Annotated in this window: 25 protein-coding genes and 1 other annotated feature; of the genes, 5 read left to right on the plus strand and 20 right to left on the minus strand. The window is 40.6% G+C overall.

Going from position 1 to position 25,917, the window contains the following annotated elements:
* Positions 1–53: 53 nt before the first annotated feature.
* Positions 54–527 carry an excalibur calcium-binding domain-containing protein gene (locus R6U77_RS15650; protein WP_319836362.1) on the minus strand — a complete coding sequence of 158 codons (474 nt, stop codon included), beginning with the start codon at positions 525–527 and terminating at the stop codon, positions 54–56.
* Positions 528–589: 62 nt separating this feature from the next.
* The gene (locus R6U77_RS15655; RefSeq protein ID WP_319836363.1) at positions 590–1,042 is read right to left on the minus strand and encodes a hypothetical protein; all 453 of its coding nucleotides are present in this window, start codon (positions 1,040–1,042) and stop codon (positions 590–592) included.
* 104 nt (positions 1,043–1,146) lie between these two features.
* Here R6U77_RS15655 and R6U77_RS15660 point away from each other — a divergent pair, with 104 nt between their 5' ends.
* Complete coding sequence (locus tag R6U77_RS15660) at positions 1,147–1,398, plus strand: translation initiation factor 2 (protein WP_293919793.1); 252 nt, start codon at positions 1,147–1,149, stop codon at positions 1,396–1,398.
* 71 nt (positions 1,399–1,469) lie between these two features.
* On the plus strand, positions 1,470–2,633 hold the full coding sequence (locus tag R6U77_RS15665) for an endonuclease Q family protein (protein WP_319836364.1): 1,164 nt from the start codon (positions 1,470–1,472) through the stop codon (positions 2,631–2,633).
* 106 nt (positions 2,634–2,739) lie between these two features.
* Here R6U77_RS15665 and R6U77_RS15670 read toward each other — a convergent pair whose 3' ends face one another.
* From R6U77_RS15670 to R6U77_RS15690, 5 genes are all read right to left on the minus strand, one after another.
* On the minus strand, positions 2,740–3,396 hold the full coding sequence (locus R6U77_RS15670; protein WP_319836365.1) for a Type 1 glutamine amidotransferase-like domain-containing protein: 657 nt from the start codon (positions 3,394–3,396) through the stop codon (positions 2,740–2,742).
* Positions 3,397–3,440: 44 nt separating this feature from the next.
* Complete coding sequence (locus R6U77_RS15675) at positions 3,441–4,253, minus strand: MBL fold metallo-hydrolase (protein WP_319836366.1); 813 nt, start codon at positions 4,251–4,253, stop codon at positions 3,441–3,443.
* Between the two features lie 12 nt (positions 4,254–4,265).
* Positions 4,266–5,084, minus strand: a complete 819-nt coding sequence (locus R6U77_RS15680) for a methyl-accepting chemotaxis protein (RefSeq protein ID WP_319836367.1) — start codon at positions 5,082–5,084, stop codon at positions 4,266–4,268.
* A gap of 75 nt (positions 5,085–5,159) precedes the next feature.
* Positions 5,160–5,876 carry a reverse transcriptase-like protein gene (locus R6U77_RS15685; RefSeq protein ID WP_319836368.1) on the minus strand — a complete coding sequence of 239 codons (717 nt, stop codon included), beginning with the start codon at positions 5,874–5,876 and terminating at the stop codon, positions 5,160–5,162.
* Between the two features lie 216 nt (positions 5,877–6,092).
* Positions 6,093–7,673 carry a Na/Pi cotransporter family protein gene (locus R6U77_RS15690; protein WP_319836369.1) on the minus strand — a complete coding sequence of 527 codons (1,581 nt, stop codon included), beginning with the start codon at positions 7,671–7,673 and terminating at the stop codon, positions 6,093–6,095.
* A gap of 261 nt (positions 7,674–7,934) precedes the next feature.
* Between R6U77_RS15690 and R6U77_RS15695 the strand changes: the two genes are divergently transcribed.
* The gene (locus R6U77_RS15695; RefSeq protein WP_319836370.1) at positions 7,935–8,858 is read left to right on the plus strand and encodes an NlpC/P60 family protein; all 924 of its coding nucleotides are present in this window, start codon (positions 7,935–7,937) and stop codon (positions 8,856–8,858) included.
* Between the two features lie 70 nt (positions 8,859–8,928).
* On the opposite strand, the gene R6U77_RS15700 is transcribed toward R6U77_RS15695, so the two are convergent.
* The gene (locus tag R6U77_RS15700) at positions 8,929–10,320 is read right to left on the minus strand and encodes a UDP-N-acetylmuramoyl-tripeptide--D-alanyl-D-alanine ligase (protein ID WP_319836371.1); all 1,392 of its coding nucleotides are present in this window, start codon (positions 10,318–10,320) and stop codon (positions 8,929–8,931) included.
* Positions 10,317–11,699 carry a Mur ligase family protein gene (locus R6U77_RS15705; protein ID WP_319836372.1) on the minus strand — a complete coding sequence of 461 codons (1,383 nt, stop codon included), beginning with the start codon at positions 11,697–11,699 and terminating at the stop codon, positions 10,317–10,319. Before R6U77_RS15705 ends, R6U77_RS15700 begins: the two co-directional genes overlap by 4 nt.
* A gap of 157 nt (positions 11,700–11,856) precedes the next feature.
* On the opposite strand from R6U77_RS15705, the gene R6U77_RS15710 reads away from it, so the two are divergent.
* Positions 11,857–13,062 (plus strand): ATP-grasp domain-containing protein, encoded by a 1,206-nt coding sequence (locus R6U77_RS15710; RefSeq protein ID WP_319836373.1) that lies wholly within the window; start codon positions 11,857–11,859, stop codon positions 13,060–13,062.
* Positions 13,063–13,856: 794 nt separating this feature from the next.
* Here R6U77_RS15710 and R6U77_RS15715 read toward each other — a convergent pair.
* The 10 genes from R6U77_RS15715 to R6U77_RS15760 form a co-directional block, all read right to left on the minus strand.
* Positions 13,857–16,085 carry a YheC/YheD family protein gene (locus tag R6U77_RS15715; RefSeq protein WP_319836374.1) on the minus strand — a complete coding sequence of 743 codons (2,229 nt, stop codon included), beginning with the start codon at positions 16,083–16,085 and terminating at the stop codon, positions 13,857–13,859.
* Positions 16,086–16,185: 100 nt separating this feature from the next.
* Positions 16,186–17,463 carry an FtsW/RodA/SpoVE family cell cycle protein gene (locus R6U77_RS15720; RefSeq protein WP_319836375.1) on the minus strand — a complete coding sequence of 426 codons (1,278 nt, stop codon included), beginning with the start codon at positions 17,461–17,463 and terminating at the stop codon, positions 16,186–16,188.
* A complete protein-coding gene (locus R6U77_RS15725; RefSeq protein ID WP_319836376.1) occupies positions 17,453–17,848 on the minus strand; it encodes a hypothetical protein in 396 nt (131 codons plus the stop codon). The genes R6U77_RS15720 and R6U77_RS15725 overlap by 11 nt, the downstream gene beginning before the upstream one ends.
* Positions 17,848–18,381: a sigma-70 family RNA polymerase sigma factor gene (locus tag R6U77_RS15730; protein WP_319836377.1), complete on the minus strand. Its 534-nt coding sequence runs from the start codon at positions 18,379–18,381 to the stop codon at positions 17,848–17,850. The genes R6U77_RS15725 and R6U77_RS15730 overlap by 1 nt, the downstream gene beginning before the upstream one ends.
* A 55-nt stretch (positions 18,382–18,436) precedes the next feature.
* Positions 18,437–19,651 (minus strand): tyrosine--tRNA ligase, encoded by a 1,215-nt coding sequence (gene tyrS, locus R6U77_RS15735; RefSeq protein ID WP_319836378.1) that lies wholly within the window; start codon positions 19,649–19,651, stop codon positions 18,437–18,439.
* Between the two features lie 52 nt (positions 19,652–19,703).
* Positions 19,704–19,948: a binding site (T-box leader), on the minus strand.
* Between the two features lie 48 nt (positions 19,949–19,996).
* The gene (locus R6U77_RS15740; protein ID WP_319836379.1) at positions 19,997–20,422 is read right to left on the minus strand and encodes a hypothetical protein; all 426 of its coding nucleotides are present in this window, start codon (positions 20,420–20,422) and stop codon (positions 19,997–19,999) included.
* A 13-nt stretch (positions 20,423–20,435) separates the two neighbouring features.
* On the minus strand, positions 20,436–20,825 hold the full coding sequence (locus R6U77_RS15745) for a hypothetical protein (protein ID WP_319836380.1): 390 nt from the start codon (positions 20,823–20,825) through the stop codon (positions 20,436–20,438).
* A gap of 116 nt (positions 20,826–20,941) precedes the next feature.
* Positions 20,942–21,142, minus strand: a complete 201-nt coding sequence (locus R6U77_RS15750; protein ID WP_319836381.1) for a thymidylate synthase — start codon at positions 21,140–21,142, stop codon at positions 20,942–20,944.
* Between the two features lie 13 nt (positions 21,143–21,155).
* Positions 21,156–21,686 carry a tubby C-terminal domain-like protein gene (locus R6U77_RS15755; RefSeq protein ID WP_319836382.1) on the minus strand — a complete coding sequence of 177 codons (531 nt, stop codon included), beginning with the start codon at positions 21,684–21,686 and terminating at the stop codon, positions 21,156–21,158.
* A gap of 10 nt (positions 21,687–21,696) precedes the next feature.
* Positions 21,697–23,475 carry a glycerophosphodiester phosphodiesterase gene (locus R6U77_RS15760; protein ID WP_319836383.1) on the minus strand — a complete coding sequence of 593 codons (1,779 nt, stop codon included), beginning with the start codon at positions 23,473–23,475 and terminating at the stop codon, positions 21,697–21,699.
* Between the two features lie 134 nt (positions 23,476–23,609).
* On the opposite strand from R6U77_RS15760, the gene R6U77_RS15765 reads away from it, so the two are divergent.
* A complete protein-coding gene (locus R6U77_RS15765) occupies positions 23,610–24,161 on the plus strand; it encodes a dihydrofolate reductase family protein (protein WP_319836384.1) in 552 nt (183 codons plus the stop codon).
* Positions 24,162–24,240: 79 nt separating this feature from the next.
* On the opposite strand, the gene R6U77_RS15770 is transcribed toward R6U77_RS15765, so the two are convergent.
* Entirely contained in the window at positions 24,241–25,599 is a 1,359-nt protein-coding gene (locus tag R6U77_RS15770; protein ID WP_293919947.1) for an aspartate kinase, read from the minus strand.
* Positions 25,600–25,917: the final 318 nt, after the last annotated feature.

Here is a 25,917-nt window from a genome sequence, read left to right on the forward strand (position 1 = left end):
AAAAACAGTGTGAAATCATAGCATTTCACACTGTTTTTAATTAAAGCTCTAGACTATTTTTTCTCACAAGCCCAGCCATCTTTATCGCGGTCATGCTTTGAGGCATAGGCAGGATGTCCTTGCGCTACACCTTTAGGATAATAAACGCGCAGCTCCGTACAGTTTTGAAAGGAAGTTGGGGCTTTTGGATTGACCGTTGCACTACTGCCCTTTGGTGCTGTAGTAGTTTGATTTGCGCTCGCCTTTGGTGCTACATATTTTGTCACATAATCAATCGGCACCCAGCCTACCTGCTTTTGATAGGAAACTTTATACCAATCACCGCTGCGAGCAGTTGCACTCAGCTTTGTATTTTTCGGTATAATCGCTAATGTTTTGCCCGTTTTCATAGGAGCATTGCGCATAGCAATACTATCTGTTGTAACAATTTCTGCTTTGATTGTACGTTCCTCTGCGGCTTGTGCAGATGGGATGATAATTGCTGACAAAAATAAAATTGCCAATATACCTTGCATCATTTTTTTCATGCTAGTCATCTCCTTTTAGATAGTATAGCATGTACAATTTTGAGAAAAAATAGTTGAAATTTTTATTTTTGGCTTATTCCTGCATCATTTATACTAAAAACGACTTGCTGCACTTCCTGCACATAGTATGTGCCTAGTTTAACAATGGAATCGTTCGGTCTTCCTTTATGATAAAAGCCTGTTCGAGCATCAAATTTATTATTTCTTTTTATCGCATAAACTGCCTGCAAGTTGATTGGCATTTCAATTTTCTCTGCCATTGGTCGCTCGATAATATGCCTCTTTTTAATGGCTTGAAAAAAAGCTTTATGCGGCAAATTCACAAGCTGCTTTTTATAAATGCGTTTATTGTACTCCTTTGCAGTGCTTAATATTGCTGTCATTGATGTTTGGAAAGCTTGAAGCTCGTACAAAAAGCGCTTTTTATTTTGCTTTTGCTGCTCCTTTTCCATACAGTGCAGATGATGCTGTGCAGCTGCTAAATGCTCTTGCATTGCTGTTAATAATTTTGCCATGCTATTTCCTCCATTTCTGCTTATCAAAGATTTCTTTCCTTTTATGTATGTATTCACTTTTTCCGCTTACTATTCATAGGCTAGTGTAAGAAGGAGTGATGGAGATGACTAGCAAAGAGAAAAAAACTGGGCAATCAGCAGAAAGTACGGATATTCAAATTGATCGACTTGCTTATCTCGGCACAGTTATAACAGTATTAGGCTATGCTTTATCTGCCATTGCAGAAGGACTTGAATTAAAGGCATTAGAGCAGCAAAAAGAAGAAAATTTTTCATCGACTGAAATGACAAAATTACATGAGCAAATGGAGGAACTTACAAAGGAAGTCCGCCAGCTCAGGAGAATGCTGCGCTAATTATGTTATATTAGAATAGGTAGAGACATGTGTGGAAATAATAATAAAAATTGTCGCAAGGAGGACTTTCATTGAACGATTATTATGCGGATTTACATATTCATATTGGACGAACGCATAGCGGGCGTGCTGTCAAAATTACGGGAAGTCGCACATTAACCCTTTCTAATATATTACATACAGCAAGTGCCAATAAAGGGCTTGATATGATAGGCATTATTGATTGTCATAGCCCAGAGGTATTGGAGGAGCTGGAGGAGCATGTGCGAACAGGAAAAATGACCGAATTAGCACAGGGCGGCTTACTCTATGAAAAGACAACGCTCATTATGGGCTCCGAGCTTGAAATTTACGATAGTCATTGTCATGGACCTATTCATGTGCTTGCTTATTTGCCTACATTGCAATCAATGCAGGCTTTTTCAGCATGGTTAAGCAAGCATATGAAAAATATTCATCTTAGCTCACAGCGCATTTATTGTGATGCGAAAACATTGCAGCAAAAAGTCGCTGAACTGAATGGGCTATTTATTGCTGCGCATGTGTTCACACCTTTTAAAAGCTTATATGGCAAAGGGGTTAAAAAGAGCTTAACAGAAGTGTTTGACCCTGCAATTATCGATGCCATTGAGCTTGGACTAAGCGCTGATACGGATATGGTACGCGGCATAGAGGAATTAGCTCCCTATACGTTTGTAACGAATTCAGATGCGCATTCGCTTGGCAAAATCGCACGTGAATACCAAAAAATACAGATGGAGGCAGCTAATTTCGAGGAATTGCGACTGGCGCTACATCGTGAGAATGGTCGAGCCATTGTAACAAATTATGGCTTACATCCGTTGCTAGGGAAATATCATGAAACGGTGTGTGCGGCTTGTGGCAAGGCTGTGACAGAAGGCGCTGAAATTTGTCCATTTTGCCATAGCAAGCATATCGTGCGTGGTGTAGCGACACGCATTCAGCAGCTTTCTAGCGCTACCTTTACTCCAGTAGAGCGCCCACCCTATATTCATCAAGTGCCTTTAGAATTTATTCCTGGTCTAGGTAAAAAGACGCTGGACAAGCTATTAACGGCTTTCGGTACTGAAATGAATATTTTGCATCGCACAACGCTTGAACAATTAATGGAAATTGTAGCGCAGCCATTAGCGGAAAAAATTATTCTTGCTCGCACTGGACAGCTAGCGTTTGAAGCTGGTGGTGGTGGTGTGTATGGGAAGGTTAAGCTGTAGAGTAGCTATTCCTTAAATGATTTGCTCAACGAATAAAGAGCGTATTTTGAACAATTGATTTCAAAATACGCTCTAAATATTTTTGATTGCCTTATTTTTTGTGACTCTACAATGTCTCAGCCAATTTGTGAATCTTTGAACGGGACATTAAATAGACGTTGCCTAAAATATCGATTTTCTCCCCTTTTGCACGTACAGCGCAATCTTTGTTCGATACATAAATATTCATTTCCTCAGATAAAGGAGCCAGCTCTCTTTGAACTAGTGCCATGTTATTTTCAAGATCAAAATGTGACAGAATGGAAAAATTATCAAGACCAATTCCGTCGTAAACAGCGTTTATTTCAACTTTATAGCCAAGGTTTTTCGAGCATAACCATTTAGCGGACATGTTGATTGCTCCAGCGCTAGCCCCTAGCACAACTGCTTTACTGTTTTTAATCAAATTCGACAATTCATATTCCATCAAAAATTCATTTTGTGCAAGCGTATTTCCACCTAACAAAAAAATGACTGAAGCATTTTCAATTAAAATTTTGGCATCTTCCTTATGTACACGACAATTAATTAAATGATACTCATCAAACATAATACCCACTTGGTCAAGCCATGAGCGTTCGGTAGTACCATTATCTTCATCGACAAAGGGAGTTGAACTAATCATCACAAGAGATTTTCTCTCAATTATATCCTCCTGTAACACCTTGCCTAGATTATCTGGGAAAAAATCGTTAAACCAGCCTAAATAATAGTGAGTTTTCATAAGTCCCCCATAACAAAATATAAATAACATTCATTAAGTCTATTTTAAACAGTCTTCTGCTCTTCTTCCATCAAGCGAATATTTGCTTGATGGAATGCTCGCATATTACGTGGATAAGCGTAATTGGTAATTAAATAGTCGCTCTCTTTTTGCTGTAAAATGCATTGGCGCAATTGCTGAATATAGGCAAGGGCATCCTGCTGGCGCTTTGTCATTTCTGCCTTGTCCATTGTCATATGCCCATGCCCTGGAATTAAGTAATGAATAGTATGTCGCTGTAATATATGATTCACTTTGCCCAACGTGTCCTCATATGCATAGCTGCTATCATAAATATATGGAAACTCTACATCTGATAAATAATCGCCTGCAATCCAAATACCGAGTGGTTCGACGATTGTAAATAGTCCATCATTCGTGTGCCCTTTTGCCAAATAAAAAGTAAGCTTCGTAGCACCGATTGTCAGTGTTTGTCCATCCTCAGTAATCTCAATATCGACAGTCGGATAATGCAATGGATAAGCACGATCAATATAATAATTATCATCAAATGTGCGAATTTGCTCGACGATTTGCTCCTTGTCTGTGCGCTGCTGAAACGCTTCACTTGCAATGACCTTTGCCTCCGGAAATGCTCCATAGCCGAGAATATGGTCCCAGTCTGAATGTGTAAAAAGCAAGTAAAGTGGTCGGTCATTGCGTATTTTAGCGATATCGGCTTGAATTGTTGCGATTTCTGCTGGCAGCCAAGTCGGATCAACTAAGATAATGCAATCTGCTGTTGCAATAACGGTGGAAGTTGTTTTAAAGAGCTGACTCATATAAACGGTCAATTGCTCATTGTGAAATTGCCTCATTGTGTGCCTCCGTCAATATTTGCTAATGTCCAACAGCTTGCTCGCTGTGTTGTCGATATCTTTATAGGCACCATCAAAGCCCTCAATGCTAGAGGATAGCTGCTCTGTAAATGCAACGATTTCACTCGTTGATAAATTGACGCGGTCGATGGATGCTTTAATTTTTTCTAATTGCTGTGCAATCTCCTCCGCGCTTTCTGTACTGTTTTGTGCCATTTTTTGAATTTCAGCTGCCACGACCGCAAAGCCGCGTCCATGCTCACCAGAGCGAGCCGCTTCAATCGAAGCATTTAAGCCGAGAATTCTTGATTTAACCGCAATATCTTTAACGAATGCCACGATTGTATTAATTTGCTGGATATCCTCATTCATCGTTTCTGAAAGACTTGATAGCTCATCAAGACGCACTGCGACATCATCACTCGCTTTTGTTAAGGAGTGGTTTGTTGTCGTCATATCGCCTACTGTGCTTGACAAATCAGTTGCTAACGTTCGGATACCCTCTATTTTTTCGTTGGAAATAATTGCGCTTACAACGCCAACTACTTGCCCATTGTCTTTGATAGGCTGCGCTGTCGCAATATAAGCAAAGCCAAATAATTCTGGTCCATGCTCCTCTCGTAAATATTGCCCTGAGTATAGCGCTTTAATCGAGGTCGTTCCTTTATAATTATCAACAAGCTGTCCAACCTTAATCGGGAGACGAACCTTTTTTCCTTCTTTATAAGCAATAATTTTTTCCGTGTCTGCTACGATGATACAAGCATCCTCTGAGTATGTTGCGTGGTAAAAATCGATTGCATCTACTACTATTTTTAGCTTTTCATTCATAACATAGCCTCATTTCCGACAAAATTTAGATATCATTAGTTTAGCATTATTTCGACTATTTTCACTATTGATTTTTTATTGCAGCTCCTTCCGCCCATCAATAGTAATGCCATTTAAGGCTTGTGTTGCTAGTCTATCTGCCTCTTCATTTTGCTTTCTTGAGACGTGCTCATACATCGGTGTAATATGCAGCTTTTCTAGCCTTTTGTCAATTTTATTTGCCCATGCCGCTAATTCCTTTTCATAGGCTGGCCAATCCCCTGCCATTTGTCGGATGACAACTTGTGAGTCGCCTTTAAAATGCACGGTTGCATGATGTACGTTTAGCTCCTCTAGCTCGCGAATACTTAAATGCAGTGCTGCATATTCTGCCTCGTTATTGGATATCAGTCCTTCTACAAAGGCATTTTTACGCATGCGATAAGCTTTGCCATCTTGCTCAAAATAAACAACATAGCCTAGGCCCGCTGTTTTTGTATTTTGCTGAAAGCCTCCGTCAAAGTAAATCGTGATATTTTGTGGCTCAGAGGCGACTTCTTGCACATATTTTTTTAGCTCCTTTAGCGTCCATGTGCTGTCATATGCATCTGTTAACACAATATTTTTCACTCGCCCTGTCTGCATGACATCCTCCACAAGCATCAGCACTTGCGCTGCTGGTAATGGCGCTGAATGAAATAGCGTTTCTGCTCCATTTTTCGCCTTATATAACCATTCAATGCGTATATTCACACATCTATCCCCTTTTCCATCTATGATGCTTCTTATTTTACCATGATTCAGCCAAATCATGAATAAAGCCTCCGATATAATGATTTTGGTTTATAAAAAAATAAAAAGCTTAGCCCAACTTGCATTGACGAACATTGAAAGCAGCAATCGCTCAACGCAAATCGGCTGCACCAGAATTTAGCAGAGCAATTACAAGCAGTTATTAATCACTTTAAGCTATAGCACATGCTAAAGAGGTGTCTGTAAGTCGACTTACAGACACCTCTTTTCATTGGCTCAAATGCGCTTTTCCTCATCAAGCTGCTGGAATTCCGCCATTCGTGCGGTTGAACGCCAATAATGATAGACGAGGCGATCAATCCAAAGCAGTGCCCCTACCTTCGAAACAGCTACACCTAGCTCCGTTTCATTTGCTACCGAGCGCTCGAAATATTCGTTACGCTTGTTGCGGCGCGCCTCTGCCATCATGCGTGAATGCCCCTCTAGTATTTGGGCAATATCGCTGATTGGCTGCTCCCCAGTCAAATATTGCTGTACATCTGCTAATATTTCCTGCCACTCTGTCATTAATTGTGGCTGCAATACGAGCGCCTCTAGCTGCTGCTCTTCACGTAGCACCTTGACTAAGCGAACAAGATGGTCCTGTGTATGTAAAATGGCAATATGCTTATTGCGTTCTCTTTTAGATGTGGATTGAATGGCATTTAAAAAATCATTTGTAATTTGAATGGCCTCTTCGACTTCATCCATTTTGCGCTCATAGTCTGCTGTGAGTTTTTTCGTCACCATTAAGGCGCTTTGTGCCGTTGTTAAGACGATTAAAATATCGCGAATCGTTTTAAACGAAACATCCAGTGCAACAGAAGGTACTTCTAAAAGCTTTTTATCTAAATTGCGTGTTAAAGCATTTTCACGCTCTGGTACAATTTTCATTAAAAGCTTTGCGAACTGTTGAATAAATGGCATGAAAATAATCGCACCGAGCACGCTGAATAACGTATGGAAAATAGCTAATGCCATCGTTTCATCAAAGCGTCCAGTTGCCGCTTCTGTCAGCCAACGTACTAATTGTAAAAAGTACGGGAATGTCGCTGTTACAATGGTCGCTGTTACTACATTAAACAATAAATGCGTCATCGCTGTACGCTTTGCCGCTACCGATGCACCAATTGCGGCAAACAATGCCGTTGCTGTTGTGCCGATATTTTGCCCAATGACTAAATAAGCAGCCTGTTCAAAATCAATTGCGCCTGTAAATAAAGCCGCTAATGTCGCTGCCATCGCTGCGCTTGATGCTTGCATAATAATCGTCATAATGACGCCAATGAGAATAAGTAGGATAATCGACATAAATGAATTAGCAGGAATTTTATCGAAGGCAATTAAATTTTGCGCATCGCCCATTCCTTGTTGTAGCATATCAATTCCTAAAAATAGCAAGCCGAAGCCTGCCAAGACACCACCGAATTTTTTAATATCGCGCGGTGCGATAAACGACATAAAGACACCAACGCCAATAATCGGCAATGCCATTGCTTGCAGGCTAATTTTAAAGCCAATTAATGAAATAATCCACCCTGTTGATGTACTCCCAATATTTGCCCCAATAATGACACCGATGGACTGAATAAATGTTAGCAAGCCTGCACTGACAAAGCCGATTGTTAATAAAGTCGTTGCTGTTGAGGACTGCACTAAGATGGTCATAAAAATTCCTGACAGCATGGAGCTAAACGTTCCTCTTGTAAACTTATTGAGCCAACGCTTTAGCGCTTCTCCTGCAATTTCCTTCAGTCCGTTCGTTAGCATCGACATGCCAAGCAGGAACAGCCCAATCCCTCCAAAAATCGTTAGCATACATTCATCACCTCATCTAGTAAGTATTTATATTACCATTTTCCTAGTAATAAATTAACTGAAATTTCATAAATCATTTATAAAACGCCTTTTTATCAGCTTTTTTGTTACATTTGTTACACAACTGTAAATTGCTGTCCTCCCCCCTTGACCTATAACGGTTTCAAATTGTTACATTCCCGATTGGATAAACTTACCTCCCAAATACACAATTTATGCGTGCTACAATCGGGACGAGCTTGAAATCAAGGAGGGACCATGATGAAAAAACAAATACTAACAGCGACATTAGCATTAACGATTAGCTGTAGCTCACTACCAATACTGCCTAGTGCTTTGCAAACAACGGAGGTAGCCGCTGCCACTGTCAGCCAACAAGCAGTCAATCAAAAGGCAGATCAAATTATTGCGACAGGAAAAAGCTTAATAGGGAAAGCCACATATAGCAATACGCAATATAAGCCAACAGCACCTTATAAATTCTCCTGTGCTTCATTTTTAATGTATATTTTCGAGAAAAATGGTGTTGACTTAGGTACGTATAACGAAGATTATATGCTTAAGCAAGGGAAAGCCGTATCAAGAAGCCAATTACAAAAAGGCGATTTAGTCTTTTTCAAAAGTAAAAAAACAGGGACAGACCCTGACCATGTAGGCATTTACATTGGCAATAATAAGCTTTTGCATATGGCGGATACAAAGCAAAATATCGTCATTTCAGATATGAATAGCAAGCCGTATTATAAAGATAATTACTATGCTGCTCGTCGTGTGTTGCCATCATTAATGACTGCTAACCCCGCTTCGACAGGTGAAAAAATTGTTGATAAGGCGTTGCTATATAAAAATAGCGCACGCATCGGCACTGCCAATGTAGCTGCACAAAAGCGCTTTACGGCTGGTGGCTACGTACAATATGTACTAAGTCAAAGCGGTGTGAAAATCAATACAACCGTATTATCGGAGCAAATGAAGCTTGGAACAACCGTTGCCCGCACCAATTTACAAAAAGGGGATCTCGTCTTTTTCAGCAGTGCAAAGGGCTCTAAAAACCCTTCATTAGTTGGTATTTATGCAGGTGAGCACCGTATTATTTTGCCAACAAAGGATGGCGTCATTACGCGTTTGTTGCTAGTAGACTATTATAAAGATCGCTATATTACAGCGAAGCGCATTACGAAATAAAAGAGGGCGTGCCTGAAAAATCAGGCACGCTTATTTTGTGGGCGAATTCAGTGCTTAATCGGGCGAATCACTACTTTAAATCCCCCTTCAATTCATTTGCAAAATCAATCATCGACCTGCTGGACATTGGCCCTTTAATTAAAATTAATGAATTTTTCGTAACGATTTTTTGCAGCAAAGCCATCACACCTTTGACATCTGCAAAGCTATGCACGTCAGCAGTGATGCCATCTGCCTTCGCTTGAAGTGCAATATCCTTCGCACGTTGTCCAATTGTAATTAATGTATCAACAGATTGTTTCGCAAGTAGCGAGCCGATTTCACGATGATATTGCCGCTCATAGCTACCAAGCCTTTTAATATCACCTAAAATAACGATGTGCTTTTTATCTTTGCCAACTGCTGCTAGCACCTTCAACGCTGCTTCAATCGAGGTTGGATTATTGGTCCACGTATCGTCAATAATCGTGCTGCCTGCTAGCCCTTTAGAAAACTGTAAATGGCGCTCCATATTTTTAAAGGTGCGCAGCTTAGCAATCGCTTTGCGCAGTGGGAAGCCCATTTCTGTCGTAGCAGCAAGCGCTGCTAACGCATTATAGACTTGATGCTCTCCGTAGCCTGGCACGAAGCAATCATAGCGCTCCTTTCCTTTATTTAAAGTGAAGCGCATTCCGCCCTCTCCATAGCGTACGTTGCTCGCTTTGAAATCGGCATTTTGCTTAACGCTAAATGTCATGACCTTTCCTTTAAAGGCAGCTAATGAAATTTTTTTGCTGTTAGCATCGTCTGCATTCATAATTAATGTGCCATTTTGTGCGATGCCCTCTACGATTTCTGCCTTCGCCTGAATATAGCCCTCTAAGCTTTTACAGCCATCTAAATGATGGACACCAATATTCGTAATAATGCCAATAGTTGGCTTGTAAATTAAGCATTGATGCTTAATATTGCCTAAATTGCCTAAGCCTAATTCGAAAATGGCTGCCTTTGTTTGTTTATCAACCATCGTTAAGTAATTGAGCGATTGCCTCGGCTCGTTAATGCTACTAACCGTTGCCTGCACTTGCCAATCGCCAAGTAAAATATGACGGAGCATTTCCTTCGTTGTTGTCTTCCCGCACGTACCTGTTAATGCAACGACTGGAATCGCAAAAAGTGTGCGGTAGTAGTCGACAAATTGCCAAAATGCGCCATGCATATTTTTTACTTGTAAAACCGTAATAGAAGCAGGAGCCTTGCGTAGCTCCTCCTCCGCTTTATCTGATACAATTAACAACGGCGTGTGCTGCTCCAGCCTTTTCCAATCGACGCTTTCACTTTTACGAAGGAAAATCAACGCATAACGCTTCACGTTATCCAACTGTGTATAATGCAGCGCCTGCTTCACTGAAAAGTTCGTTGCGCCTTGTAAAACTTGACCGCCTAACAATGCTTGGAGGTCTTTGACAGACAATGCAATCAAGCTAGCTCCTCCCCTCGACGCAATTGCGCGGCTAATTCATGGATTGCCTCGCTATACATATCCCCTTTAATTAAAATGATCGTATTGCTATCAACAATTTTTTTCAAAAGGCTGCGTGCTAACATATTATTTTTAAAGCTGTAAATATCGGCCTCAAGCCCTAATTGCTGCGCCTTTGAAGCCATAATGCTGGCATGCTCGCCGATGGTAATGAGCACATCCACCCCATGCTTGTAAATAATCTCACCCGCTTGCTTATGAATGCTATAGCCCCATGACCCTAAATCAGTAATCGTGCCAATAACCGCAATTTTCTTTTTGCCTTGCCCAAGCTTATTTAATACGTGTAATGCTGCATCCAGCGAGGTCGTTGTAATGCTCCACGTATCATCAATAAGCATTGAACCATTAATTCCTTTTAAAATTTGCAGCTGCTTATTTAATTTGCGGAATGTCGCAAGCTGCGCAATTGCCCTGTGCAATGGCATGCCAATTTCATGTACAACCGCAAGTGCTGCTAAAGCATTGTATACTTGGTGCTCCCCATGGCCAGGTATTTTCACGACATATTGCTTATTTTGGTGATGCAAAATAAAGCGCATGCCACGCTCCGTATACGTAATGCTACTTACTAAAAAATCCGCGTTATGCTTGCCAAAGCGAATAATTTTCCCTTGAAACGCGCGAAGATTTATTTTTTTTGTATTAGCATCATCCGCATTAATAATGAGCGTGCCTTTGCCAACGATTTGCAGCATTTCCGCCTTTGCCCCGATATATCCTTCCTGCGTTTTACAGTAATTTAAGTGATGTGAGCCAATGTTTGTAATGACACCAATAGATGGCTGAAAATAACGCCCTGCGCCTAGCACATCTCCCGGAGCACCAACTGCCGTTTCAAAAACGGCCGCCTCTGTCGTTTCACTAATGCGCAATAAATTTTGGAGAAGCTCCGTTCGGGAATTATTGCTTAAATGTGTCGCAACAACCTCATAGTCATTTGACAATATATGCTTCACCATATCCTTTGTTGTCGTTTTTCCAGCCGTTCCTGTAATGGCAACAATCGGAATGTTAAATTGGCGGCGGTAATATTCCACAAACTGCCAATACGCATTTGTCATATTTTCTACTTTCACAACTGTTACACCATCAGGTATTTCCCTTAGACGATAGCTCCATTCTGTCACAATAACTAACGGAAAAAATGCCGCTACGCTTTGCCAATTGACAATTTTCGTATTTGTAAAAAAAATCGTCCTTTTATGCTTGATTTGTTTCAAACGGTACGCACCATGCTCAATTACAAGATCTGCGGACCCTTTTATCAATTCTCCATTGACTATTTCTACGACAGCACTAACAGGTATAGGCTTCATACACTCCCCCCTTCTGCTTGTAGCATATGCAGAGACATTGCAAGCATTTGGATGAATGTTCTCTTATTTTTATAAGCCGCACGTGATAGTCAACTATATGAAGCCCTATTATGCTCATACATATAGAAAGATAGAATTCGTATATAGGAGTGATGTTGTGAAGACGATTGTTTTTATTGGGACAAATAAAAGTGGCTCAAGTCGTGAAGCTATTAAAGCCGCAGAAGGCCTCGGCTATTTTACGGTTCTTTTTACAAATAATGAAAAGCAATTTCAACAAAGAAGAGAGTACGTCGATGTGCATAAAATGGTATTTGTTGACATCACAAATATGGAGGCAATGCGCACAGCGATTCGTAGCCTACAAAAAACACAGCTGACCATTACTAGCATCGTCAGCTTTACAGACCCATACGTCCATACCGCCTCCCAGCTATGCGATGAATTTTGCAAAAACTATGCACAGTCTGATGCCATTGCTAGCATGGAGGATAAAGAAGTAACAAGGCAGCACCTACAGCATTTCGAGTTCACACCGAAATTTTTTATTTTACACGCAAATGATATGCGTGAGCTGCCGAAAATGAGCTTCCCTTTAATCGTTAAATCCCCAAAATCAACGGGCTCAAAGGATGTCCTTTTCGCCTTAAATAAAAAGCAGCTTACTGAGCATATTGCCTCACTGCAAGAAAAATATCCACAAGATACGATTATGATTGAGGAATACATTGATGGACCACAATACTTAGTTGAAACGATTATTTATAACGGGGAGCCTCATATTATTGCGCTCATTGAGCAGGATATTACACAAGGCAAACGCTTTATTATTACAGGCTATACCGTGCTTGCCCGCGTCCCTGAAAAAATGCAGGATAGCTTGCAGAACATCGTTACATCGATTACTGAGTCCTTCCGTGTGAAAAATGGTGCGATGCATTTAGAGCTACGCCTAACTAAAAATGGTTGGAAGCTTATCGAAATCAATCCACGCATTTCAGGCGGGGCTATGAACCATATGCTAGAAGCAGCTTTTGGCTTTAATTTAGTAAAGGAGACATTAAAGCTTTTAACAGGAGAACAGCCAAATATCGAGCCGCTTCATCAGCGCTTTGTTTATACAAAGTATTTAGTCGTTGAGCGCAAGGGCATATTAGAAAGAGTAACCGGGAGAAATAAAGCCAAAAATAGCCGTGGTGTTGTCGAAGTTTATATTAAGCCAAGGAGAGGGACACTGCTCATCCCTCCACTCTCGATGGGGCACCGCTATGCATACGTCATCGCAACAGGTAACTCCAAACACGAGGCAAAACGCAATGCCTACACAGCCGCCAAAAAAATTCATTTTCATTTGAAAATATAAAGAAATGGCTATCCAGATGCATGTGACATCTCGATAGCCATTTTGATTTGGGGATGTTTGTTGCAGAGCTGGTTGATGATATCAGCGGCTTTTTTTGGATATTTGCGACTTTCTTGATTTATTTGCGACTTCTCTCTTCATATTTGCGACTTCCTCGATTTATTTGCGGCTTCTCCCTGATTTTTGCGACTTCTCCCTGATTTTTGCAACTTTCTCGATTTATTTGCGGCTTCTCTCTTCATATTTGCGACTTTCTCAATTTATTTGCGGCTTCTCCCTGATATTTGCGACTTCTCCCTGATATTTGCGACTTCTCCCTGATTTTTGCGGCTTCTCCCTTCATATTTGCGACTTTCTCGATTTATTTGCGACTTCTCCCTGATTTTTGCGACTTTCTCGATTTATTTGCGGCTTCTCCCTGATTTTTGCAACTTTCTCGATTTATTTGCGGCTTCTCTCTTCATATTTGCGACTTTCTCAATTTATTTGCGGCTTCTCTCTTCATATTTGCGACTTTCTCGATTTATTTGCGGCTTCTCTCTTCATATTTGCGACTTTCTCAATTTATTTGCGGCTTCTCTCTTCATATTTGCGACTTTCTCAATTTATTTGCGGCTTCTCCCTTCATATTTGCGACTTTCTCGATTTATTTGCGACTTCTCCCTGATTTTTGCGACTTTCTCGATTTATTTGCGGCTTCTCTCTTCATATTTGCGACTTCCTCGATTTATTTGCGACTTCTCTCTGATTTTTGCAGGTTTCTTGATTTATCAGCGAAATTTCAAATATATCAGCTATTTTCCCTCATACAAGTCAGCCAAAAACTTCACGGTTTCAAACATGTTCGTTTTGCTTGCCCCTTTGACAAGGATGGTGTCGCCTTGTTTCAAAATTTTCGGCAGCAGCTCATGCAGCTTCTCCTTGTTTGTAAAATGATACATGTTTTTTGGATTAAAGCCCTTCGCCTGCGCAGCTGCATTCATTTCCTCTGTGCGGAAGCCATATGTGATAAAAATATCAATGTCCTGCTCTGCAATATATTCGCCAACCTTTTGATACTCTGCCTCTCGCAAATCACCTAGCTCGCGCATTTGCCCGATAATTGCTACTTTACGACGCTTGGCGATAGCTGACAGCACGTCGATGGCTGCCTTAACACCTTGTGGATGCGAGTGTACCGTATCATCTATTAACGTAATATGACGTTTGCAATGATAAAGCGTTAAACGACGTGGAGGCTTTTTAAACAGCAGCCCTTGCTTGATTTCCTGTGGTGTAAAGCCTAAATAGTCCGCAACGGCAATGGCACTCAACGCATTGTATACATGGTGCTCACCTAAAATTGGAATAAAGAGTGCTATATCCTTGCCTTGCAGCTTCATTTGGAATGTCATGCCGTCCTCTTTATAGCGTATATTGTACGCCTTATAATCGGCGTCTGAATGCACACCAACTGTTAAAATTTTGCCTTTAAATTGCGCTGTCGTTAAATAATTGGAATTGGCATCATCCTTATTAATGACTAACACCCCGCGCTGATCCATCCCTTGAATGAGCTCTGATTTCGCTAATGCCACTTGCCTTACATCACCATCAAAGTTCCCAACATGCGCAAGCCCGACATTCGTCACAATACTCATCGTTGGCTGAATGATGCGACAATGCTCTGTAATAACTCCTTTGTATGCCATACCGTACTCCAGCACTGCTGCCTCATAGCCATTCGCTAGCTCTACTGCATGCTTTTTCGTATGCTCCGTCGTGTTCCAATAATCCTTTGACTCAAAGGTCGACCATTTCGTGCGCAAAATCGACGATAAAAAGGCTTTCGTCGTTGTTTTCCCCGCACTTCCTGTAATTCCGATAATCGGCATATTGCGTGGACGCTCCTTTGGTGCTTGCACAGCAAGCTGATGTTGCTGCTCCTGTACCTGTTCTTGCTTCGCCTTGTGCGCTCGCTTCGTCTGCCTTGCTTTCGCTAACACCTGTCTATTTTCTGCTAAATATTTCGCATAGCGAATTGTATTTTTCACAACATCTAGCTCTAAGTAAAAGGTTGGCGGACAGCCTGGGCGCCAGTTGACCTCATAAATCCATAGGCGCATATTTTGGTCTAAGCCAACATCGACACCGATTTCGTCAATCATTTCGCCAAACTCCTGTATTTGAATATGGTCCAAATGCTTCGCAAGCGCTAATGAAAAATGCTCCAATGTACGCTTTAAATCGAAAGCCTGCTCCGCAAACTCCTGCTGTAAAAATGGCTCTAAATAATTCGTATAGCCACCGTTGTTAATGTTTGGCACCAAGCTACCTGCAGGGGCAACGCGCGGATATACCGTTGTCACCACCCACTCGCCCTCTCCATTTTTTTGTACATGAAGACGGAAATCGAACACTAAGCCTGATTTTGTGACAGAGCGAATATATGGCTGGACAATAAATGTACCTGTTGCTAATTGCTCTGTTAACAGTGCATCAAGCTGTCCCTTCGTATATTTCGTCGTTTCACTATTATGTTTGACGGAGTAGTTCGTGCCCTCTTTGGAAATAAAATAAATTCCCTTGCCTTTACGCCCATCAATTGGTTTAAAAGCAACCGTCGAATACTTCACTAAATATTGATGCACGGTATCAAGCTTTTGAATAATTTCTGTTGGAATAATGTATTTAGCAAAATCCTTATAGGCAAGTAAACGCTTTGCAACATTCCACTTATTCCCTATAGAATTTGTTGTAAATGGCACTTCCTTGCGTAGCTTACCGATAATATCCTTTGATACCGCTAGCTTCTCAGGACTTCCTGCATTGTAAATGACATCTGGAAACGGACACTCCTTTTCATGCCATGTACCGTTTTCATACACTTGTGCCAAAATGGTTTTCTTCGTAAAATTAACGCTTTTCGGTGTGAAATAAAAAAAATCAACACCTTCCGCCTTCGCCACCGCCGCAAAAGCATATGATTTCAACACCGTTGTCGGGTCTTTGCGATGGTGCAGCATCCCAATCGTTGTCAACACGATCCCTCCTTCTACTATCTCTATTTATTAAATTCAAGGAAAGTGAAAACGATTGGGGCAGACGCTGAAAAAACAGAAAAAGGGGCGATTTCTCACCCCTTCATGCACTAAAAATATAAGATTTCCTTCGATAAACGCTAAGCACGAGCCCGATCAGAAAGGCATTAGTAACAGTTGGTGTTAAACCATATGTCATAAATGGCATTGGGATGCTCATAATTGGTGCAAGCCCAGCACTCATTGCCAATGCATATAGTGCCTGTGTCGCAAATAAAGTGCTCGCTCCAACAACGAGTAGCTTGGCAAAGGAATGTGGCTGATTGACACTCAATTTCCACATGCGCATAATAAGCACAAGCAATAAAATTGCCACGATTATGCCGATAAAATAGCCATAATATTTAAGTAGCTGTAGAAAAGCAAAGTCTGTTGAGCTCTCAATGAAAGTACCTTCTGCGCCCCCTGCTCCAAACCATTTAGCATTTGCTATCACTTCGTTAACACGTAAATAAATCCATCCACTACCATCCGCATATTCCTCTGGCTTTAAAAAGCCCAACACACGTTCCAGCTGATAAAGGCGAATCCCTCCATTCCATATACTCACAACAATCCAAGCAATGAAAGCTATAATTGCCGTAAAAACCCCGATAATCATTGCAATTTTTTGTTTTTTCTCAAAATGCCCATTCAATAGCATTATAAGCGACATAACTGAGAAGACGAGTAGAGACGCTATATTCCCAGTAATCCCAATCACAATAAAACTAATGCTAACAAATAAAAGTGCTTTCCATAGCTTCACTTTGCTATTTGAAAATAATATCGCCCATGCAATGCAAAGAAGTGGCAACGTATGCCATACAGACACCTTCCATGAGCCGATGAAAAAGAATCTTGTCCCTTGAATCATATGTGTTGAATAAAGTAACAAAGCAAATAATATGGCAATAACATAAAAAATAAAATTCCTTGTCATTAATTTTCGGACATCAAAAAGCATAAAGCAAACGATGATGATGACCGCAAGACATGTATAAATTGCATGTCGCCATAGTAGCATACCCTCACCAAATAATGAATAGGGGGCAACTGCTATTAAAGGCAAAAAACTACATGCCAATAGCATCGCGACAAGCCCAATCATCAGCCAATCCACTTTTGGCTTATGCACCTTGCCAAGCTCCTGTCCAAGCGTCATTGGGTTGCCCATATGCTCAATTGCTAACGCTTCTGCCTGCGCTTCCTCGTAGCCTTTATCCATCCAGGCCTTTTTAGCATGCTGGATATGCCCGTTCAGCTCCTTCTCCACATGCTGCTGCGCAGGCTTTGAGCGAATAAAGGTTGTCACCTGCTGTAAAAATTGCTTACGATTCATTTGGCTTCACCCCATGTAATAGGCCTTTCAGTGACCATTTCTGCTGTGCAGCTTCTACATATTTCTGCTGGCCTTTTTTCGTTAGTCGATATGATTTTTCTCCTTGTGCATTCCAAATGCCCTCTATCTCTCCTGCTGCCTCCGCTTGATGCAATTTAATAAAAACGAGCCCTTCATTTTGCCAAATGCTTTTGATGCCTTTGACATGCAGTAGCTGAATCAGCTCTGTTGCCGTTTTGCGCTCTGTCAAAAGGCTAAAAAGTGCCTGCTCGATATTTGGCTGCATTTGATTGCGAATTTTCATACGCTGCTCCTCTGAAAAATGCACATCTGCAAATGTATGATTTTTCATTGCTCGCTTTAAGCCTTTCAATCGCTCATCCATTACAATGCCTCCAATCGTGTTTTTAATAATGCCTTGCCTTTGCGCAGCCGCGTTTTCACCGTATTTTCATTGACCTGTAGAAGCGCTGCAATTTGCTTCATCGTATAGTCCTCAAAATAAAATAAATAAATGACTTCACGATAGATGACAGGTAGCTGCATTACTGCATTTGCTAGTGCTGCATCCTCATCCTGCTGAATAATTTGCTGCTCAATTGCCTCGCTGCTTTGCACATTATGTAAAACCGTATCGTCCGCTGTATAGACATTTTGGTTATGCCAGCTTTTCAAATAATCTTTAGCATGATTGATGGCAATGCGCCAAAGCCATGTTTTCAGCGAGGATTTGGCTTGGTAGGTTGGTAGCGCCTTATAGCATTTCAAAAAAATCTCCTGCGTTAAATCCTCCGCCACAGCCTCGTTGTGAACATACGCATAAACGAGCTGTAAAATGCTTTGTCCATACATTTGCATCAGTGACTCTACCGTTTCCTCAACGCTTTGCTCTTTTGGTAATACCATCACATCGTCCATTCGCTTCCCTCCATTTCAACCATTAGACGATTGCTATGTGGAAAATGTTTGCACATTACTTCATAAATTTTAAAAAGCGTTTTTTACCAATTTGAAGGACATCTCCAGTATCAAGCGTTGTCGCTAGCTCTTTTAGAGACAGCTTGCTTTCGTTCAAGGAAACACCATTTTGCTGAATTAATCGCTGAAGCTCACTTTTACTTTTTACAAGCCCTAGTGCAACAAGTGCTGGTATAGCATCATTCAAAGTTATGTGATTATTTTCTAATTGCAATATCGGAATATTTGCAGGAATTTTTCTTTGTTGAAAGGCTGTTTCAAAATAAGCTTTTGCTGTAACCATCGCCTCTTGTCCATGGTATAAAGCTACAATAATTTCTGCTAGTTCAATTTTTATATCTCTCGGATTTTCTCCGTCCGCTAAGCGCTGTTTAATTTGCGCAATCATCGTTGGATGTTCATCTGTTGCAAGTTCAAAGTATTTGATAATCAGTTGGTCTGGCACTTCCATTAGCTTTTTAAACATGTTTTCAGGCGCTTCATTAATGCCGATATAATTATTTAAGCTTTTGCTCATTTTCTCCTGACCATCAAGCCCCTCCAATAGCGGCATGAAAATGGCGATTTGCTTCTCAAGCCCTACATGCTTTTGCAATGTGCGCCCCATTAAAATATTGAATGTTTGGTCCGTACCACCTAGCTCAATATCTGCCTGCAGCTCGACCGAATCGTACGCCTGCATTAACGGGTAGAAAAATTCATGGATGCCAATCGGCACCTGTGCTTTATAGCGTTTTTGGAAATCATCACGCTCTAAAATTCGCGCAACCGAGGTGCTAGCAGCTAATTTGATGACCTCCTCAAATGTCAGCTTCGATAGCCATTCACTATTGAAGCGCACTGTCGTTTTTGTGGCATCCAGCACTTTAAAAATTTGCTCACAGTATGTTTTAGCATTCTCTTTTACGACCTTATCACTCAATGCGACACGTCCCTTTGCCTTGCCAGTTGGGTCGCCAATTCTGCCTGTAAAATCGCCAATGACAATCACTGCATGATGCCCTAAATCCTGTAGCTGCTTAATTTTGCGTAGCACAACCGCATGCCCTAAGTGAATATCTGGCGCAGATGGATCTAAGCCTAATTTAACAATTAATGGCTTTTGCTGCTCATAGGAGCGCTGTAGCTTTGCCTGCAATTCCTCCATATCGACAATCGTATCCGCTCCTTTTTGAATCATTTTCATTTGCTCTGCTGGCTGTAAAAACATTTAAATCTCTCCTTTTTTTCATCAAAATAAAAACGCCCCTTAGACACAATGTCTAAAGGACGTATAATCAACGTGTTACCACCTTTTTTCAAGAGCTGCTCACACAGGCTCTCCTCTACCGGTACGGCTTAATGCGATACCTCCTGCATGGATTACGGATGCAACCCCGTCGTAGCCTACTCTAATTTCGGTACGCAGCTCCAAGATGTATTCATTTTAATTTTCCCCGCGCCTCTCAACAACCGGCTACTTTCTGTCAGTTCCATTAAAATTACTCGTTCTTTTCAACGCTTTTTAATATTAGACTTTATTATATGCATTGTATTTATTTTGTCAACAATTATTTCAGATATCCCAATCATTATACGTATAATACGCTTTATTATCTATCGGCTTATAATCTGCACAAAATGCTAGCAATGTGCGCTTGCGTTCATGTATTTCTGCTTTCTGTATGATTTCACAAACCTCCATCTTGTTGCGCGCCACAAAGCCCTTTAAACAAAAAATTTCATTATCCATATCGCCATAAGGATTGAAATTGCCAAACATACATGTTTGACAAGCGGTGATTTTCATATTTGATGGCAATGCCCTCTGCAAATTTTTCACTGCTAGCTCCGAACAGCTTGTTGGCGCTGAGCGATAGTCTTGTACTTCAAAGTGAACACTTATCGGCTCACCATCCTCATCGTGCTGTAAAAATACGGTCGTTGGTAGCGCTTGAATTTCATCATCTATAGCATAATATACTTGTAACACGTCTTGCATGACTTCAGTCCTTTCACCACTTCGACTCAATAAAGACATTTGCACTTAACAGCGAAGTTGACAGTAGCTGTACCCCTGACAATGTGTCGATATGAATTGTTGCTCGTTTATTTACCTTCTCCAATGTTGCCAGCTCTCCTTCAATCATTACAGGACGTAGAAAAGAAACCGTTAAAAGCCCCCGCTTTGGCGCTATTTTTTCAATTCGAAAATAGCAGGTCGTAAAGGCTGTATCATAATCTGTCATCCGCAAAGGTGTACCTTGCTTTGTCAACAGCACAACTGGAATTGTATCTGTCCCAACAATTTTTAATAGCAAATAATCAAAATGCTTCGTTCGTGATTGCGCAATGAGCTGTTGAAAATAGTGGATTTCCTCTAATACTTCACTTAAATGCGCCAACACACCCCTCTCCCCTCAAGCAAAACCTCTGTACCTTTACCATATGTCAAAAGCCTGCTTGATGACAGGGGGCATCGCCTAGTGAATTGTGTGGAAATTGTGTGTGTGCCTGGCACTCATTTTAGGTAAATGACAAGCTCCTGACGATATATGCCATTTTCCTCATAATGATCTAGTGCATGGAAATCATATTGATAGCTACCAAACGGAAATGTGACGCTCTCCCCTTGTACTGCAGCTAATAAGCCTGCTACATCTGTTGATACCATTTCTAATAGCTGTTCACCTGTTGTTGTTAGTGCAAAAATAACATTCATTTTCTATCTCTCCTTACGAACCTATAAATAATGCGGCTTGGCTAATGGCTGCGAAAAAATCCACTTGCTGGATAGGACTATTCGGTTCAATTTGCAAGGTGACATCAAAGGTATCCTCCTGCTCCTTGTATACCGCCTGCCAGCGTGCAACCACTTCGTCATTCACTAAAAAGCTGGACCAGCCTTCCATCTGTTTATCAATTTTCATCGTGCCATCTGACCAATGAATGGCTAGCTCTGGTAAGCCGATGCGCCAGTTTTCGTATGTGACTGTATAGCGCTTGTCCTGCGTATAAGAAAACGCCTCAAACCAAAGCTTGCCTCGACGAATCTTTTTAGTAATACGGAATGTTGGCTCCTCTCGCATATTCATCACCTCATATGTGAGGAAATAGCGATAATCAAAATAGCCATCGACAAGCCGTTTCAATCTATTGCTATAAACACGTGCCACATAACTGACCGTTTCACCAGCCTCATTGATAATAGCTACTTTTTCTGTCGAGGCAATATTTCCTGTTAATTGATACGTATATTGATTCATTGTAAGCTCCTTAAAATAATATCGTCAATTTATTATAAATACGCTTTAAAAAATAGGTTGCATTACTTAGCATCGTACGACTGTCCTTCGCTGTATCTGGATGATTGGTAATTAGCCCATCCACGCCTTGCTCTAAAAAGTATTGCATATCACGCTCCGTATTGACCGTCCAAATAAACAGCTCCATTTCGCTCTGTTTCGCTTGTTCTATCAATCGACCTGATGCAACGTCCTGCTGTATGGCGATAAAATCAGCTTCGATCGGTGGGATTCTACCAATATAAAGCGCAAAAACAAGCCCTACCTTTAATCGAGGCTCTAATTCATTTAATCGCCAAATAACCTCGCTATCTAACGATTGAATATAATGCTTTTCCAGTGCATCATACTTCACAAGCAGCTCAATTAAACGTTGCAAATAGTCCTCTGTTTCATTTCCATGAGGCTTTATTTCAATCAGTAATGGCATATTAAGCTCCTCACTTTTTTGCAGCATTTCCTCTAAGGAAGGAATTTTATCCTGCAATTTGCCTGCTCTTACTGTCATATTCGTTAGTTCATTTAATGTGAGTTGATGCGTTATTTCTTTACGTCCAGCCATTCTCGCTAATGTTGCATCATGGAAGACAACAAATTGCCCATCCCTCGTTTGCTGTATATCGATTTCTACCATATCAGCCCCTGCTTGTGCTGAGGCAACAAGTGAGCTTATCGTATTTTCTACACCTTTTTCCATAAACCCTCGATGGGCAATTATTTTCGTTGTTGGCTCATACAATGCCTTCTCTAAATTAATCACCTGTACAGCACTCATTAAAAAATAAACGAAAATCGTACAAATAATCGTCCAGTGCATTATCGTTTCACGGAAAGATTCATGCTGAAGCTCAATAGGTGGCTGTCGCGTTAAACGAAAGGCAACAAGTACAACAAGCTGTGAAAAAACAGCCTGTAATAACGTAAATAAAAGCAGCAACAGCCCTTGTGCAAACGTCAATGTAAAGGCTGCTGTAACAAGTGCCCAGCTTGGCATCACCCGCTCAATAATGAATAGTGGTAGAAATGTTAGAGCTAATAAAATAATCGTTAAGCTAATATGCAGCACGAGTATTAACGCTAACATACCAACAAGCTCAAATAAACGGCGCTTCGAAAATTGCCAGCTCATTTTAACCGCCTGTGAAATGGTCGTCCATTGGTAAATTGTAAAATACGGCATCGTCAAAATAAAACGCAAACCAATTACAAACAACAGCAGCATACCAACTATATACAACATGCGCCCTTTTGAGGATGTCATAAGCTCATCTACAATAAAATCAGGGATGCTTAAGCTTTGTGTAATAGTAGATGGCAATATAGAAGAAATCAGTGGCATTACTAGTATTAAATAAAGAAACAGCAAGCCTGTTTCAAAGCTCACAAAGTAGACAACCTTTTGATTTAGACGGCGCCATAGCTGCTGCAATGTATAGGAAATACCTCTTTGCTGATGGTATGCAAGCAAAATGAGCATGCCCATTTCATAATAAATAAACAATAGGACAATTAAAATAATCAGCGTCAGCACAAATAAAAACAGCGGATGTGCAAGGAGCTGTACAATATTTTCCTCTGTAATGCTATCGATTTTTAAAATATGTAATGTAGCAGTTATTAGTAATGAAATAGACGGTAGGGCAATAAGCAATTGAAAAAGTCGAATCGCCAAAAAGACGCGAATATAATCTACTCGATACATGTAAATATTATGAAAAACTAGTCGAGTGATACGCAAAATGCGCTCCATCCACTCACCTCCAGATTCTATTTTACGCAAAAAGCGACAACTTGTATGCAAGAAAGCTCAGCTCTCTACATTGTTTCTTTCCCCTTACAATGATAAAATCAAACTCTTCACCTTAAAGCAAAAGGAGTAAGAATATGCAAAATAACGAAAGAAAAATCATTTTAGATTTAGCAGTGACGTTAGATGGCTTTATTGAAGGGAAAAATGGAGAAATTGATTGGTGCATTATGGAGCCTGATATGAATTTCACCGACTTTTTGAATGACATTGATACAATTTTATATGGCAGAAAAAGCTACGATCTATGGGGGCATTTTACACCTGAAACGAATGAGGAGGAAAAACAATTTTGGGCGCTTGTCCATAGCAAAGAGAAATACGTCTTTTCAAAAACACGGCAGCAAGATGACAGCAAAGCCATTTTCATTCAAGAAAATATTGCCGAGGAAATGACAGCACTTAAAACAAAGCCTGGTAAAAACATTTGGCTTTATGGCGGCGCTAGCCTGATTACAACCTTTATCCATTTAGGGCTTGTTGATGAATTCCGCTTATCCATTCATCCTGTTGTTTTAGGTGAAGGCAAGCCGCTATTCACAAATATAACGGACCGTTTAAACTTACAATTAGTTGACACAAGAACGTTTCCATCTGGCGTTGTGCAATTAGTGTATCGTTGCCAGTAATGATTCGCCCATTAAACTATGAAATTCGCACGCAAGACAAAAAAGAGGCGGTCTTGTTTTCAAGACCGCTCTCTTATTTTTAAACTGTTGTATGGGCAAAAAACTCTTCATATAGCGCTTTTAAAATTTGATTCTCATATTGGCTTAGCACACCGAACACGAGACTAACCTCTGAAGAGCCTTGATTAATCATTTCAATATTGGCACCTGTATTGGAAATAGCTGTTGCTGCACGAGCCGCTAAGCCTGTGTTATGGCGCATACCTTCTCCAACGATCACGACCATTGAGAAATCGTGGCGGAAATGCACATCCTCCGCTTGCAGCTCTTCTTTCACACGCTTCATAATTCGTGCTTCAACTTCATCATTTAATTGGTGAGAGCGCATAATAACTGAAATATCATCAAGTCCAGATGGTGTATGCTCATATGAAATATTTTCTTCCTCGATAATTTGCAGCAAACGTCTGCCAAAGCCAACTTCACGATTCATCAAATATTTCGATACATACAAAATAGAAAACCCGCTATCCGTCGCAATGCCTGTTACAGGGCTACCTGTTGCTGGGCGCTTCGGCACAATACGTGTACCAGGTGCAGCAGGATTATTTGTATTTTTAATATTTACTGGAATTCCTTGTTTATAAACAGGCATTAACGCTTCATCATGAAATACAGAGAACCCTGCGTATGAAAGTTCACGCATTTCACGGTATGTGATTTCCTTAATTTCCATTGGACAATTCACCACTTTCGGATTTGCTGAAAAGACGCAATCAACGTCTGTAAAGTTTTCATAAAGCTCTGCACCAACTGCAGAAGCTAAAATCGAACCAGTAATATCAGAGCCGCCACGATCAAATGTACGTAGCACCCCTGCCTTTGTATAACCGAAGAAGCCTGGGAAGACAATAATTTCCTCCACGTTCGCAAGCTTCTTTAAATTATCATAGGTTTCAGGCAAAGCAAAAGTTCTTTCTGGTAAATCGTTAACGATTAAACCTTCTTTTGGGCTTATATATTTGGCAGGCATTCCGATTGAACTGAAATAAGCTGCGATTAGCTTGGCATTATTATCCTCACCACTTGCCTTAATGCTATCGATAAATTGCGCTTTTTCTGATTGATCCGCCGCTAAACGTTCTCGCAAATCAGCTTCGATAATCTTGATAATAATATCATCTAACCCTAATTCTGCTGCAATATCAGCATAGCGTTCAATCACTCTATTCAACTTCAATTCAACATCTATATTGTGCAATGCGCTATCTGCAAGATCAATTAATAAATCAGTTACTTTAATATCATCGTCCGTACGTTTGCCGGGAGCAGATACCGCAATAATTTTTCTTGCTGGGTTCGCCTTTACAATATTCGCAACTTTTTTAATTTGCTCAGCGTTCGCAACAGAAGTTCCACCAAATTTACATACAATCATTCTACCAAATCCCTTACCTTATAATATTGTTGTATTCCCTGAAAAAACATTTGATTTTACACAGTGTACAAACTTATAAGAAATACGTCAATACTATTTCCAATAAGTTTGTGTATTTTTTATAAAAAATGAACATTTTCGAAACATTTGCACTTATTATATGGTTTTTCATTCAAAAAAGTGCAAAAATTCTAGCTATCAATCAATTACGCCTCGGCGTAATTGCGTCCAGATTTTTTTCAAGCTTGCTTGAAAAGCTCTTTTTCAAAATCTGTGACATCCGCCGGAGGCTTTTATCTTGGTGCAGTGGGAGTTTGG

Origin of the sequence: Lysinibacillus louembei (assembly GCF_033880585.1) — a bacterium.
Classification (GTDB): domain Bacteria; phylum Bacillota; class Bacilli; order Bacillales_A; family Planococcaceae; genus Metasolibacillus; species Metasolibacillus louembei.